Below are 12955 nucleotides of genomic sequence, written 5' to 3'. Positions count from 1 at the left end.
GTTACACTGTGACACATGACGCCTATTCGTCACAACCACTCGGACAGCGACGCAGTGCTCGACGCGGTGCGCGACTGCGTCCTGGCCGTCGGAGTCCGCCGTACGACGCTGACCGACGTGGCCCGCCGCGCGGGTGTCTCCCGGATGACGCTGTACAGACGCTGGCCCGATGTGCGCTCCCTGGTGGGCGACCTCATGACCCGCGAGTGGGTCGCCGTGGCCACCGCGGCCATGCCCGAACGGCGGCCCGGGACGAGTGCGCGCGGTCTGATCGTCGAAGGACTCGTGACCGGAGTGGGGGCCTTCCGCGCCCATCCGCTCTTCCGGAAGATCGTCGACGTCGACCCGGAACTGCTTCTGCCTTACGTCCTCGACCGCCGCGGCGCGAGCCAGCAGGCCCTTCTCGCCCTGCTGGCCGACGGCCTGCGAGAAGGCCACGCCGACGGGTCGGTGCGCGCCGGCCATGTCGAACGGCAGGCACGGGCCCTGCTGCTGATCGTCCAGTCCTTCACCCTGTCCTTGCGGACCATGACCGACGAGGACGACGCCGACCTGAGCAGTGAGGCCTTCCTGGCGGAACTGCGCAGCATCCTGGAAAGGACCCTCACGCCATGAGCCCCGCCACTCCCCCTCCCCCGGTTCCCGGATCGTCCCTGTCCGCCGCGCGGCGCTCGCGCGAACTGGCCGAGGCCGTCGGCGGTCCGGCCGTGGACGTCCTGGTCGTGGGGCTGGGCGCGACGGGGGCCGGGGTCGCCCTGGACGCCGCGGCCCGCGGTCTGTCGGTGGTCGCCGTCGACGCCCACGACCTGGCCTTCGGCACCTCGCGTTTCAGTAGCAAGCTCATCCACGGCGGGCTGCGCTACCTCGCCTCGGCACAGCTCGACGTGGCCCATGAGAGCGCCGTCGAGCGCGGGGTGTTGATGGAGCGCACGGCACCGCACCTGGTCCGGGCCCAGCCCTTCGTGCTCCCCCTCACCCCTCTGGTCTCCCGCGGTCAGTCCGCCCTGGCCTGGGCCGGATTCCGCGCCGGCGACACCCTGCGCCTGGCGGCCCGCACGGCCCGCGCCACCCTGCCCGCCCCGCGTCGGCTCTCCGTCGTGGAGACCCGGCACCTCGCCCCCGCCCTGCGCACCCAGGGCCTGCGCGGCGGCCTGCTGTCCTGGGACGGACGGCTCACCGACGACGCCCGCCTGGTGACCGCGATCGCCCGCACCGCCGCCGCACGCGACGCACGCATCCTGACCCGCGTGAGGGCCCTGGAGCTCACCGCGTCCGGCGCCCGCATACGCGACGAACTCACCGGCGAGGAGGGCGAGATCAAGGCCCGCGCGGTGATCAACGCTTCCGGCGTCTGGGCGGGCGACCTGGTGGAGGGCATCCGGATCCGCCCCTCACGCGGCACCCACCTCGTCCTGCGCTCCGACCACCTCGGTCCGCTGCCCGCAGGCCTGCACGTCCCGGTCCCCGGCGAGACCAACCGCTTCGTCCTCGTCCTGCCCCAGGGCGACGGCCGTGTCTATGTCGGGCTCACCGACGAGCCCGTCGAGGGCGACATCCCCGACGTTCCGGAGGTGCCCGAGACGGACGTCGGCTTCCTCCTCGACGTCCTCGGCTCCGTCCTGGACCTCCCCGTCCAACGCGACGACGTGGTGGGCGCGTTCGCGGGCCTGCGCCCCCTGCTCGACACCACGCCGACGGCACGCTCCGGTTCAGCTCCGCGGACCGCCGACATCTCCCGTCGGCACGCGGTGGTCACCTCGCCGGACGGCGTGATCACCGTGGTCGGCGGCAAGCTCACCACGTACCGGCGCATGGCCCAGGACGCCGTCGACGCGGCCGTCACCGCCCGCCGGCTCACCGCCGGCCCCTCCCCCACGGCCACCCTGCCCCTCGTCGGCGCCGCATCACCCGCCGCCCTCGGCTCCCTCCAGGCACCACGCCGCCTCATCCAGCGCTACGGCACGGAGGCACCGGCCATCCACGCACTCGCCGCGCAGGATCCCCGGCTGGCCGAACCTGTGCTTCCGGGACATCCCGTCACCACCGCCGAACTGCTGTGGGCCGTACGCCACGAAGGCGCCCTGGACGAGGCCGACCTGCTCGACCGGCGGACACGCATCGGACTGGTCCCGGCCGATCGCGCGGCTGCACTGGATGCCGTCCGCCAGGTCTGGTCCGAGGTGTCGATCTGACTCCGACCGGCGCGCGAGTGGGCCGCATCGGCACGCTCTTCACGACCGTGCGCTCGACGTCGAACTCGGTGGAGCAGCCGTAACCGCGTTGGTTGCGGACGGCGTTGAGGGCGACCTGCGTGGCCGTCTCGGGGCGAAGAGTTGGACGGGTGAGCCGACGGGCCTGCGGCACACCCTCGGGCGACCGCGCCGACCTGCGCGTCGCCACCCACCGCGAGCAACGGCATGCCACGGCGGAGGTGACCTTCGCGTGACCGGCAAGCCCTGTACATCGACATCGACATCGACGCCGTACGTCAGACGCCGGTGCGCCGAAGTCGCCACACGTGGTCGTCCCGGAAGCCCTCCAGCCCCTCGGGTGACTCGCTCGGCTTGCGTACCGTGTCCAGCGTTTCCACGCTCCAGTCGGCCTCAGGCAGGGCGAGTTCGTCGAGGACGCCCCGCAGAGTGGGGAACTCCGCTTCGAAGGGCGGCTCGGTCTGCCAGGAGGGCCAGCCTGCGTGCATGACGATCAGCAAGGTGCCGCCGACCGCGACGGCCGCTGCGGCCTGCCGGAGAACCCTCTGTTGGTCGAGCGGGACCGGTGACTGAAGGAACTGCGCGTTCACCAGGTCGAAGGAGCCCTCGGGAAACGTCTCGCCGAGCACGTGCCGTTCCCAGGACGTTCGGTCGCTCACACCCGCGTCGGCGGCGTGCAGGGCCGCGCGTTCCAGAGCCGTGTGTGCGATGTCGACGCCGGTGACGTGCCAGCCGCGTGAGGCGAGCCACACCGCGTCGCCTCCTTCGCCGCATCCGAGGTCGAGCGCGCTTGCGGGTGCGAGGCCGGAGGCCTCACGCACGAGGAGCGCGTTGGGGCGACCGCTCCACAGGCGCCCGTCGCGGTCGCGGTAGCGGGCCTCCCAGAACTCGGCGGCCTTCAGGTCGGATGTCTCGGTCATGGCGCCTCCCGTACACACAGATGCCTGGAGGGACTCGGACAGACGCGAAGCCTGCCCGGTCCCACGCTCACGAAGCCTGCGGGAGGCGGATGGAGGGAGGCAAACAGCGTTGCCGGTTCAGCAAAGCGAGGGGTGAGCGACCACAGAACTACGACCTTGGTCCCGGTCCACCTGAGCCCGCGGCCCGATCTACCGAGCCCGCGCCCCGCCTAGCCTCACACCATGCGTATTGGACTACTTGGCACCGGCAACGTCGCCCGAGCACTGGGCCATGGATGGCGCGCCGCAGGACACGACGTGTTACTGGGCTCGCGCAACCCGAAGGAACGCACTGACCTCGACCTCCCCGTGGCAGACCTGAACGAGACGGCGGCCCACGCGGAGGTTCTGGTCAACGCCACCCCCGGGACCGTCTCCGTGGAACTGCTGCACTCGATCGGGGCACCGGCGCTGGCCGGCATCCTGCTGATCGATGTCGGGGTCGGCCTCAGCGACGACTACACCGAACTCTCCCACCCCAACAGCAGCCTGGGTGAACAGATCCAGGAGGCCTTCCCCCTGACCCCGGTCGTCAAGACGCTGTGCACCATGGACGCCACGGTGATGATCGCCCCGAACGATCTCGAGGGCGCGAGCACCGTCTTCCTCTCCGGCAACGACGCCGAGGCCAAGCGGACCACCGGCCGGCTGCTCACCGACCTCGGCTGGGCCCCGTCGTCCCAACTCGACATCGGTGGCATCCGCACGGCACGCGGACAGGAGCACTTCGCGTTGCTCTTCATGGGGATCGCGGGCGGCGTGGGCGCGCACATGTTCAACATCAAGGTGGTCACGCGCGCAGCCGTCGAGTAGGTCACTCCCCCGGCGCCTCCAGCCAGAAGCCCGCGCGCGTGCGCCACAGGTCGAGGAGTGCGGTGTCGCCCTTTGTCTCCACGGCGGATGTCGGCCGACGGTAGAAGTACAGGAGGAGGTCGGTCACCGGGCCGCGTGCGGTTGCGGTCGCGGTGGCGTCGCCGGGTCCGGGGCGCCAGTCGGGGCGCTTGCCCGCGAGGTCGACGAGCCACCCGCCGGCGTCCGTCGCGTCGAAGTGGAGGCCACGGTCCGGACCGAGCAGGTCGGGCAGGTCCGGACCCGGCTCGAATGCCTCGGGGAACGTCGAGAACTCCAGCCATTCCTGCACCGCGTCGACGGCGAGGTCGCCATCGAGCGCGTACTCGGCCCCCACCGTCAGGGCGGCGTCGGCCCGGTGCAGGGCGGTCTCGTAGGTCATGCGCCGGGCCCAGAACGCCACCGGCGCCGACCGATCGTCGGACGGGTTCCACGCCTGAGCGTCGGGGCCGGCGGCGCGCAGGGTGGCGCTGAGCCGTGCCGCGCCTTCGGTGAGCCACGGGAGCAGGAAGTCCTCGTGCTCGTGGGTGTACGGGGTCACGTCGTTCACGCCGTCGTCGGGGATCGGACCGGTGGCGCGGGTCCGTACGATCTCCTCGGCCCACCGGTGGTCGCCCCCCACGTGCCGCAACAGCTGGCCGAGGTTCCAGCCGGGGCAGGAGAGCACCGGCGAGGTCATGTCCGCGCCGCGCACGTGGGCGGTGAGCCGCTCGGTCTGGGAGACGATCGCGTCGCAGTAACGGTCGAAGGTCAGCGAGGTCATCGCCTCATGATGCCGCAGGGCCAGGATCTGCCTTGTCAGTGGTCTCGGATACTGTGTGCCGCCTGAGCAAGATCAGCAAGAGCAGGATCGGGTGGGGAGATCACCATGTTGGTGGGGGCGGGACAGGTACGGCGCCGGCTGGCGCAGGTGGCATTGCTGGCAGGGGTGCTGACGGGCTGTTCGGGGGCGGCCGAAGACGATCCGCAGACGTCGGCGAGCGCATCGACGTCGGCGGCCGCGTCGGCCGAGGCGGCGAGTGACGGCGGTACGGCGGTGAAGCGCGGGGGAACCATCGGCGCCGCCGGATCGGACTGCGAACTCCCCGTCACTTTCGACATCGCCCAGTACTGGGAGGCGGAGGCCGTCGACGGCGGGACCGGGAAGGACAAGGCGGGCGGCAGTGGTGAGGGGTCGGGAGACTCCGAGGACAGCGAGCTGGCCCAGGAGATCGCCGACGCGCTGCTGCACCAGGGCCCGGTCACGGCCGCCTGCGAGGTCGACGCAAAGCCGGCGGGGAACATCGGCTTCCTGCGCATCTGGACGGGTGAGCCGGGTGACGACGACGCACGCACCGTGCTGGAGGCCTTCCTGGCCGACGAGAACGGCGTGAGCAAGGCGAAGTACAGCGCGTTCAAAACGGGTGACCTCGCCGGTGCCGAGGTGAAGTACCTCGTCACGAGCAAGCTCCTGGAGGAGACGAAGGAGGAGACCGCCCTGGCCGTCACCACCGAGAAGGGGCCGGTCGTCATACACCTCGGCGGGATGGACACCGAGGAGCACCGGGCGATGCTGCCGGCGTACGAACTGGCCAAGAAGACGCTGCGGGTCGGCTGAGCGACAGGTGTGTCCGGCGCGGCTGGAAGGGCCGCCGCGCCGGACACCGGTCCTGAGCCCGTCCGGTGCCGGTCCGAAGCCGGTCCCGGGTCGGTCAGTGAGCCGTACGGGTCAAGAAGCCGTACGGGTTAAGAAGCCGTATGGGTCAGGAAGCCGTATGGGTCAGGAAGCCGTACAGGAGCCGACCACCGGCGCCGCATCGGTGCCGTTCTTCATCACCGTGAAGCCGAAGCTGGTGGTTGCTCCGGCGGCCAGGGTGCCGTTGCCGTTCGGCCTCATCGTCATGACGTTGCCGCCGGTGTCCCAGCTGGGCGTGCCGTTCCAGGTCGCGGAGACCTTCTGCGGGGGTGTCACCGTGACGGTCGCGGTCCAGGTGCTGATCCCTGAACTCCCCGCGGTGATGGTGACCTTGCCGTTGAAGCGATCACTCCATTCCTCGGCCTTGCTGTAGGTGGCCGTGCAGGCGGAGCCGGGACTGCCGCCGCCCGAGGAGGAGCCACCGAGCGCGGTCAGGACCGCGTTGTACGCCGGCTTCTTGTTGTAGTTGTCGTCGAACAGCAGAGGTGTTCCGCTCGCGCGCCAGGAGTACTTGTCGGTGACGCCCCAGACGGTGATGCCGGTGCAGCGCGAGACGGCCAGGCAGGCCCGTGTCACGTTGGTGTAGCTGTTGGCCTGTGCCGTGCCCGAGCCCTCGATGTCCAGCTCGGTGATCTGCACGTCGACGCCGAGGTCGGCGAAGCGCTGGAGATTGGACTGGTAGTCGGACGGGACGGGGGAGGCGCTGTTGAAGTGGGACTGGAAGCCGACGCAGTCGATCGGTACGCCGCGGGACTTGAAGTCCCTGACCAGGTTGTAGACGGCATTGCTCTTCGCGTTGACGCCGTCGGTGTTGTAGTCGTTGTAGCAGAGCTTGGCGGCCGGGTCCGCGGCGCGGGCGGTGCGGAACGCCTCCTCGATGAAGCCGTTGCCGAGCTTGTCCTGGAAGGGCGAGCTGCGCCGGGCGCCGCTGCTCCCGTCCTGGAAGGCCTCGTTGACGACGTCCCAGGAGTGGATCTTGCCCTTGTAGTGCTGCATGACCTGCGTGATGTGGTTGTTCATCGCCGATCTGAGGTCGGCGGTGCCGAGGCCGGCGACCCAGCTCGGCAGCTGGGAGTGCCAGACGAGGGTGTGTCCGCGGACCGTCATGCCTCTGCTCCGGGCGTGGTTCACGATCTGGTCGGCCGAGCCGAAGGTGAAGGTGCCGCGGGTGCGCTCGGTGGCGTCCCACTTCATCTCGTTCTCCGGCGTCACCGAGTTGAACTCGGTGTCGAGCGTGGAGGCGTAGGGGGCTTCGCCCAGGTGGTTCGCGGCGACGGCGGCGCCGAAGTAGCGGCCCTTCTCGGCCGCCGCGGCGCCGAGGGTACTGGCGGCCTCGGCGGTGCCCGCGAGGGCGGTGACGCCGCCGGCGGCGAGCAGGCCCGCCATGCCGAGGGCCAGTGCGGTGCGGGTGCGCGAGCGGCGGGGGCGACGCTGAGGAGGCGGGTCGACGGATGTGCGGGTCACCATCTCGTCTCCTTCCTGGTGCTTCGAAAGTTTCGGACGGGTTTCCGAATTTCGCGGCAGACCCTAGGAGTGACACCCATGGCCGTCAACAGACTGCACGCCCAAGAACCTCAGTTGGCTCAAGAATGCCCCTCGCGACAGCCGTTGGCGGATCGAAAGTTTCGATCCGCCCTCCGACTGCCGCAGCAGCGCCTACGCCCCAGCGCCGGTGTAGGCCGCGATCGTCGCCGCCGTAGCGGCCGCCACGACCTGCCCATCGGCTCCCGAGGCGGTGTAGGCCTCACCCCACAGCTCGCCGGACCGGGTCGCGTACGCCTTGCCCTCGTCCGAGAGCTGCCAGGCCTCGGACTCCTCCTTGCTCATCCCGCCGCCGGCGAGGTGCATGGCGAGGCCCAGCAGCCCGAGGTCCCAGCCGACGCCCACGGCTCCCGGCCCGAACTGGTCCCAGAACTCGTCCGGCACGACGGCCACATGCTCCAGCTCCAGCACCGTGCACTCCTCGCCCTCCGGCGTGAGCCGCACCTCGACCTCGCTGAATCCCGGGTCGGGCCCGTACAGCCAGCTCACCCGCAGCCGCGAGGGCTCCTCGCATGCGAGGATCTCACCACCGGCGTTGCCCTCCAGCTGATAGCGCCCGCCGACCTCGAACTCCCCGCTGACGGGCAGCAACCAGCGGCTGATCCGCTCGGGCGACGTCACCGCGTCCCACACGTCCGCCAACTCGGCCTCGTACGTACGCCGCAGCAGCACCGTGCGGGCCTCGCCGGTCTCGACCTGCCGCGCACCGACCTGCCGGTGCAGGCGGTTCAACTCGTCGACGATCTCACTCATCCCCGCTCGCTTCCTTTTTCAGCCTGCGCTCGCGCTTGCCTCGCGCGAGTTCCGTTCCGAGGGCGTCGAGCCGTTGTTCCCAGTAGCCGCGGAATCTCTCCAGCCATGCGTCCACTTCACGCAGCGGCGTGGCATCAACGGCGTACAGCCGGCGCGTGCCTTCCGCCCGCACGGACGCGAAGCCGCTCTCGCGCAGCACCCGCAGGTGCTGCGACACGGCCGGCTGGGAGATTCCGAACTCGTCCTGGATCACGGCACTGATGTCGCCCGACGCCTGCTCGCCGGTGGCGAGCAGCTCCAATATCCGGCGCCTGACCGGATCGCCCAGTACATCGAATGCGTGCACGGCTTTACTATGCCAGCGGCTACTTATATAAGGCAAGGCTTAAATAATGGACCTGGACGGGCCGCGGCCGGAGCACGGGATGTCCGCCTGCCGCGTGCCCTTCCCACCTATCCGCGGTCGGTGAGGAACCCGTCGAGTGCCGCGGTCAGTTCGGCCGGCTTCTCCACCGGCAGTTCGTGGCCGGCGTCCAGGACGCGGATCACCGCGTCGGGGTAGGCCTTGGCCATCCGCAGCATCTGACCGAGGGGCAGCTGGATGTCGTGGTAGCCGTGCACCATCAGGGTGGGCGTGCGTATCTCGCCGACCCTGTCCAGGACGTCGAAGGCACGCATGGCGCCGTAGAGCGTCATGACGACTTCGCGGGGAGTGTCGGCGGAGGCGCGGACGTACTCGCGGATCTCCTCGCGCGGGTAGCCGGGGGCGAAGGCGCGCTGGATGTTGGTGGCGACGAACAGCTTGAAGGGGGCGAGCGTCGAGGCGGCCATCAGCAGGGCGCGGCCCCGGCTGTAGGCCATCCTGCCGATGGAGTTCACCAGCACCATGCGCTCGACCCGTTCCGGATGGGCGAGGGTGATGGTCTGGGCGATCATGCCGCCCATGGAGTGGCCGATGATCGCGAACCGCTCGATCTCGAGGTGGCCGAGGAGGGCGAGCACGTCCTTGGCCAGGTCGTCGATCGTGCGCGCTCCCGCCCCGCTGCTCTCGCCGTGCCCGCGCAGGTCGAGCCGGACGACGCGCCGCTTCTCGGCGAAGTGGGCCACCTGGTGGTCCCAGCGATGCCGGTTCGCCGTCCAGCCGTGGACGAACACCAGGGGCACACCCGAGCCCTCGCGAGGGCCCTCGTCGTCGTACGTCAGCGTCGCGCCGTCGACTTCGAGCTGCGGCATGGGTGGCCTCCTGGGATACGGCGAAAAGGATCTGGTTACTGATCGGTACGTTAACCGGCGTCGTAGGCCGCCGTCACCGTCGTTCGTCCAGGAAATCGAGGATGTGCCCGAACACATCGAGGGCCGCTCCCCTGCCGAGGAACGTGTCCAGGTGGCCGTAGCCGGGGATCTCGGTGTACGTCACGTCCAGCTGTGGCTGGCGGTGGGCGAGGACGTCGCGGCACAGCTCCTGGGAGTCGAGCCACAGGCCGTTCTCGCTGCCCGCCAGGAGCAGGACGGGGGTGTCGATGCGGGCCGCCGCGTCCAGGGCGTTCTGCGGGAGGGCCCGGTAGCGCTGGTCGGTGTCGTGCCAGCGGACGACGGTGCGGGCCAGTTCGATGCGGCGCAGGTGCGGCAGGATCCACAGCGGGGCGGGGCCGAGGAGGTCCGCGAGACGGTTGTGGGTCGTGTCGGTGAGGTGCTCGTGCACGAACAGCGAGGCGCCGGTGCCCCAGGCCGAGTTGTGCAGGATCTGGCAGGTGGGGTCCGGACAGGTCGCCTTGCGGGAGGCGAGGGCGAACAGCGGGGTGTACTTCGACCGCAGGCCGACCTTGCGGAAGTCGACGGGGATGTGGTCGATGCGGGACTTCAGCAGCTCCCCGGCCAGGGTCATGCGCAGGGAGGTGCGGCCCGCGAGCTTCGGCGTGAGGAACACACCCTGGGAGACCACGCCGGCAAGCCCGGGGACCAGGCCCGCCGTCATGCTCAGGGAGAGGGTGAGGGAGCCGATGCAGTGGGCGACGGCGAACAGGGGGCGGTCGCCGATGCGGGTGCGGATGTGGCGGACGGCCTCGGGGATGTCGTAGAGGGCGACGTCGTCGTAGGTGTAGCGGCGGCCCGTCTCGTTGTACGGGAGGCGGCAGCTGCCTCGCCAGTCGAGCAGCCAGGGCTCGTAGCCCTCGTCCAGCAGGACGTCGACCAGGTTGCGGGTCTCGGGCAGCAGGAACATGTCGGCCGAGGCGGTGTGTCCGTGCAGGAGCAGCACGGCGGGGCGGCCCCGGTCGCCGGTGTCGATGCGGGTCAGGCCGAGGCGTACGCCGTCACTGGTGTGGAACGGGATCTCCTCGATCCTGGCCGGGTCGAGGCGGTGCTGGAGGGGGCGCAGGGTCGTGGTGGTCCTGACCTTGCGCAGGGCCGGCCTGGCGGTCCTGGCGTTCGTCGTCCGGAAGATCATCGGTGGTGCTCCGTGGGTGTTTGGGTGCGGCGCAGGTCGAGCAGGTCCGCGGCGGCGCGGGCGAAGGGCCCGAGCAGGCCGCGGCCCATCTCCAGGCCGAACCAGGCGAGCCAGGTCAGCTTGGCGGCGCGCTTCTCCTGGCTGGTCAGGCGCGGGTCGACCTTGATGCCGTCGATCTGGTCGCGTACGTAGGAGTCGGCGGGGACGACGACCTCGCCGGCCAGGCTCGCCGGTTCGCCCTCACGGCCGAGCTCCACGGTCAGGGCCCGGGTCTGGCGCCAGACGTCGCGGCGGGCGCGGGCGTATTTGTGGCCCTCCAGCCACCAGCGGCCACCGTCGACGTCCGTCAACTGCATGCGGTAGCGCAGAAGTTGGTGGCGAAGACCGTGGCGGTGCGGGATGCCTTCCTCGGGGCGGACCCAGATGTCGCCGCGTGCCACGGTGAGCGGCTCGGGGTGCACGGCCGGGCAGGTGACCTGGCCGCGGACGTCTACACGGCGGTCCGTCACCAGCTGGTGCATGCTCGCGATGGAGAGGGTGAGGGCCATCGAGCAAGGAGTGTCGGGCGCGGCGCCGACGGGGCCGACGCTGCCCTCGGTCGTCTCGTCGAACCAGAGGTAGGGCCGGTCGTCCTTGTGCGGGAGGCGGGCCAGCCCGTCGCCGGCGAGGCGCTCGAACGTCTTCAGCTGGGCCCGGGCGTCGTAGCGGGCGGCAGGCGGCAGGCCGAGTGCCTCGACCAGTGCCGTGGTCCGGTCGGCGATGGCGGCGGGTCCCTTCAGGGTCGCCTCGCACAGTTTCAGGGCGGTGGGGCTCTGCAACACGCGGGTGAGGAAGGCCAGTTCGGGGACCGGGTCGGCCTGGAGGCGGGCCAGGGCGTCGGTGCGCCACTCGTCCCAGTCCTGGACGCGGACGTGCATGCCGCCGAGCGCCATGTCCTGGACGACGTCGTCGAGGGTGTTGGGGACGCCGGTGAGGTTGTAGTCGAAGCCCCAGGCGTCGGGTTCGCAGATGGCGGCGACCGCGACGCGGCTGACCCAGTCGACCGGGGCGGCGTTGAGGTAGCGGAAGGCGGGGACTGTGCGGAACCGGCCGAAGGCCGAGATGAGCCCGCTGCTGAGGTCCTGGGGGTTGTAGGCGCCGGTCTTGCTGTGGCCGCCGATTCCGCCCGGGCGCAGGGCGGTGACGACCAGGCCGTGGTCGCGGGCCCGGCGCAGGGCGACCTCGGCGGCCCACTTGGTCTGGTCGTAGCCGGCGATCAGACGGTCGATGTGCGCGAACGGGTCGTCCTCGCCCATGGAGGGGATGCCGACCTCGTTGAAGACGGCGATCGAGGAGATGTGGTGCAGGGGCTTGGGGCGCCCGGTCGCGGCGAGTTCGGCCAGGGTGAGGGCTCCGAGGACGTTGCTGCTGCGCAGGGACTGGTACCCGCGCAGGAAGTCCACGGCGGCCGCGACGCCGACGACGCTGTCCAGCTCCTGGGCGAGGGTGTTCCAGAGGTCGTCGGACAGGCCCAGGCGAGGGTCGCGCATGTCGCCGGGGAGCACGGTGATGCGGCGGCGGACCTCCGACGACCAGGGCAGCGAGTAGCTCTTGAGAGCGTCGCCGAGCCGGGAGGTGGCCGCGTCCTCGTCGGCGGCCCGGACCAGGCAGTAGACGTGGGCGTCACTGTGGCGCAGCAGGTCCAGGAGCATATGGCTGCCGAGGAAGCCGGTGGCGCCGGTCAGCAGGATGCGGCGGGGCGGGAGGGGGTCGGGCGAGGCGGTGAAGGGGAGGCGGTCGGCAAGGGCCAGGTCGGCGAGGATCTGGCTGAGGTCCTCGGGGCGGGCGGTGGCGTCCGAGGGGGTGGCGCGCGCCAGGGCCGCAGGCGGGGGCGGGGCGGTGATTGCCGGGAGTGGGGCGGCGGCTGCCGGGAGCTGAACCGTGCGGACCGGCGCAAGGGCGGCCGGTTCCAGTGCAGTCGCTTCCCGTACGGCGGCCTCCGGTGCGGCGACTTCCCCTACGGCCGTTTCCGGTACGGCAGCCGCGACCCCGGTGCTGCTCCCGAGCCCTCGCCTGGCCAGGTTGATCGGCCGGGCGTCGGCGAACACCTCGTCCAGGTCGATCTCCATGCCCAGCTCGTCCTCCAGCGCGGCGACGAGCTCCACGGCGTTCACGGAGGTGCCCCCGGCGTCGAAGAAGTCGGCGTCGGGTGACAGCTGCCCTGCGGGGACGTAGCGGCCGGCCACGGCTGCCACGGCGGCCGCGAGGGTGTCCACGTCAGGCGGAGCGGGGCTGTCGGTGTCGGTGCCGGACGGCGCACCCGCGCTGATCGCGGCCGTCTGCCGCGGAGTTGAAGGTCCTTCGGCCTCCGGCGTGGGCGGCGCAGCCGCTGCCGCGACCCTGGCCAGCAGGTCGGTCACGGACAGTCCGAGTCCGCCCCGCTCCATCTCCTCCTCGGTCGCCCGCTGTCCGGCGGCTGCCGACACGTTCTCGTTCACCTCACGCATGAGAGCCCTTCACGGTGTTGCCCTGCCCCTTGATC

Annotated in this window: 12 protein-coding genes; 4 read left to right on the top strand and 8 right to left on the bottom strand. The window is 70.9% G+C overall.

The window, feature by feature from the left end:
• The first annotated feature begins 15 nt into the window (after positions 1-15).
• The gene (locus ACZ7L5_RS31845) at positions 16-615 is read left to right on the top strand and encodes a TetR/AcrR family transcriptional regulator (RefSeq protein WP_365062377.1); all 600 of its coding nucleotides are present in this window, start codon (positions 16-18) and stop codon (positions 613-615) included.
• Positions 612-2192 carry a glycerol-3-phosphate dehydrogenase/oxidase gene (locus tag ACZ7L5_RS31840; RefSeq protein WP_471521045.1) on the top strand — a complete coding sequence of 527 codons (1581 nt, stop codon included), beginning with the start codon at positions 612-614 and terminating at the stop codon, positions 2190-2192. The genes ACZ7L5_RS31845 and ACZ7L5_RS31840 overlap by 4 nt, the downstream gene beginning before the upstream one ends.
• 296 nt (positions 2193-2488) lie before the next feature.
• On the opposite strand, the gene ACZ7L5_RS31835 is transcribed toward ACZ7L5_RS31840, so the two are convergent.
• The gene (locus ACZ7L5_RS31835; RefSeq protein ID WP_471521043.1) at positions 2489-3130 is read right to left on the bottom strand and encodes a class I SAM-dependent methyltransferase; all 642 of its coding nucleotides are present in this window, start codon (positions 3128-3130) and stop codon (positions 2489-2491) included.
• A 222-nt stretch (positions 3131-3352) separates the two neighbouring features.
• On the opposite strand from ACZ7L5_RS31835, the gene ACZ7L5_RS31830 reads away from it, so the two are divergent.
• Positions 3353-3982 (top strand): NADPH-dependent F420 reductase, encoded by a 630-nt coding sequence (locus ACZ7L5_RS31830; protein ID WP_471521041.1) that lies wholly within the window; start codon positions 3353-3355, stop codon positions 3980-3982.
• Between the two features lies 1 nt (position 3983).
• Here ACZ7L5_RS31830 and ACZ7L5_RS31825 read toward each other — a convergent pair whose 3' ends face one another.
• Positions 3984-4781, bottom strand: coding sequence for a maleylpyruvate isomerase family mycothiol-dependent enzyme (locus ACZ7L5_RS31825; protein WP_471521039.1), 798 nt, complete (start codon positions 4779-4781; stop codon positions 3984-3986).
• 105 nt (positions 4782-4886) lie between these two features.
• Between ACZ7L5_RS31825 and ACZ7L5_RS31820 the strand changes: the two genes are divergently transcribed.
• Complete coding sequence (locus tag ACZ7L5_RS31820; protein ID WP_471521037.1) at positions 4887-5615, top strand: lipoprotein; 729 nt, start codon at positions 4887-4889, stop codon at positions 5613-5615.
• A gap of 162 nt (positions 5616-5777) precedes the next feature.
• Here ACZ7L5_RS31820 and ACZ7L5_RS31815 read toward each other — a convergent pair whose 3' ends face one another.
• From ACZ7L5_RS31815 to ACZ7L5_RS31790, 6 genes are all read right to left on the bottom strand, one after another.
• Positions 5778-7160 carry a glycoside hydrolase family 10 protein gene (locus tag ACZ7L5_RS31815; protein WP_471521035.1) on the bottom strand — a complete coding sequence of 461 codons (1383 nt, stop codon included), beginning with the start codon at positions 7158-7160 and terminating at the stop codon, positions 5778-5780.
• Positions 7161-7349: 189 nt separating this feature from the next.
• Positions 7350-7988 (bottom strand): SRPBCC family protein, encoded by a 639-nt coding sequence (locus ACZ7L5_RS31810; RefSeq protein WP_471521033.1) that lies wholly within the window; start codon positions 7986-7988, stop codon positions 7350-7352.
• On the bottom strand, positions 7981-8334 hold the full coding sequence (locus tag ACZ7L5_RS31805; protein WP_471521031.1) for an ArsR/SmtB family transcription factor: 354 nt from the start codon (positions 8332-8334) through the stop codon (positions 7981-7983). The genes ACZ7L5_RS31810 and ACZ7L5_RS31805 overlap by 8 nt, the downstream gene beginning before the upstream one ends.
• Before the next feature lie 107 nt (positions 8335-8441).
• The gene (locus ACZ7L5_RS31800) at positions 8442-9221 is read right to left on the bottom strand and encodes an alpha/beta fold hydrolase (RefSeq protein WP_471521029.1); all 780 of its coding nucleotides are present in this window, start codon (positions 9219-9221) and stop codon (positions 8442-8444) included.
• A gap of 73 nt (positions 9222-9294) precedes the next feature.
• A complete protein-coding gene (locus ACZ7L5_RS31795) occupies positions 9295-10434 on the bottom strand; it encodes an alpha/beta hydrolase (RefSeq protein WP_406208685.1) in 1140 nt (379 codons plus the stop codon).
• Positions 10431-12920, bottom strand: a complete 2490-nt coding sequence (locus ACZ7L5_RS31790; RefSeq protein ID WP_471521027.1) for a thioester reductase domain-containing protein — start codon at positions 12918-12920, stop codon at positions 10431-10433. The genes ACZ7L5_RS31795 and ACZ7L5_RS31790 overlap by 4 nt, the downstream gene beginning before the upstream one ends.
• Positions 12921-12955 lie beyond the last annotated feature (35 nt).

The sequence above is a fragment of the Streptomyces sp. NPDC107528 genome, from assembly GCF_055639295.1.
Note: the sequence above shows the minus strand (reverse complement) of the source record. Positions and strands in the feature narration are given on the sequence as shown.

Bases quoted from the DNA above. Each gene is read 5' to 3' on its own strand.
- ACZ7L5_RS31845 (WP_365062377.1), top strand. From the start codon at position 16: ATGACGCCTATTCGTCACAACCACTCGGACAGCGACGCAGTGCTCGAC.
- ACZ7L5_RS31840 (WP_471521045.1), top strand. From the start codon at position 612: ATGAGCCCCGCCACTCCCCCTCCCCCGGTTCCCGGATCGTCCCTGTCC.
- ACZ7L5_RS31835 (WP_471521043.1), bottom strand. From the start codon at position 3,130: ATGACCGAGACATCCGACCTGAAGGCCGCCGAGTTCTGGGAGGCCCGC.
- ACZ7L5_RS31830 (WP_471521041.1), top strand. From the start codon at position 3,353: ATGCGTATTGGACTACTTGGCACCGGCAACGTCGCCCGAGCACTGGGC.
- ACZ7L5_RS31825 (WP_471521039.1), bottom strand. From the start codon at position 4,781: ATGACCTCGCTGACCTTCGACCGTTACTGCGACGCGATCGTCTCCCAG.
- ACZ7L5_RS31820 (WP_471521037.1), top strand. From the start codon at position 4,887: ATGTTGGTGGGGGCGGGACAGGTACGGCGCCGGCTGGCGCAGGTGGCA.
- ACZ7L5_RS31815 (WP_471521035.1), bottom strand. From the start codon at position 7,160: ATGGTGACCCGCACATCCGTCGACCCGCCTCCTCAGCGTCGCCCCCGC.
- ACZ7L5_RS31810 (WP_471521033.1), bottom strand. From the start codon at position 7,988: ATGAGTGAGATCGTCGACGAGTTGAACCGCCTGCACCGGCAGGTCGGT.
- ACZ7L5_RS31800 (WP_471521029.1), bottom strand. From the start codon at position 9,221: ATGCCGCAGCTCGAAGTCGACGGCGCGACGCTGACGTACGACGACGAG.
- ACZ7L5_RS31795 (WP_406208685.1), bottom strand. From the start codon at position 10,434: ATGATCTTCCGGACGACGAACGCCAGGACCGCCAGGCCGGCCCTGCGC.
- ACZ7L5_RS31790 (WP_471521027.1), bottom strand. From the start codon at position 12,920: ATGCGTGAGGTGAACGAGAACGTGTCGGCAGCCGCCGGACAGCGGGCG.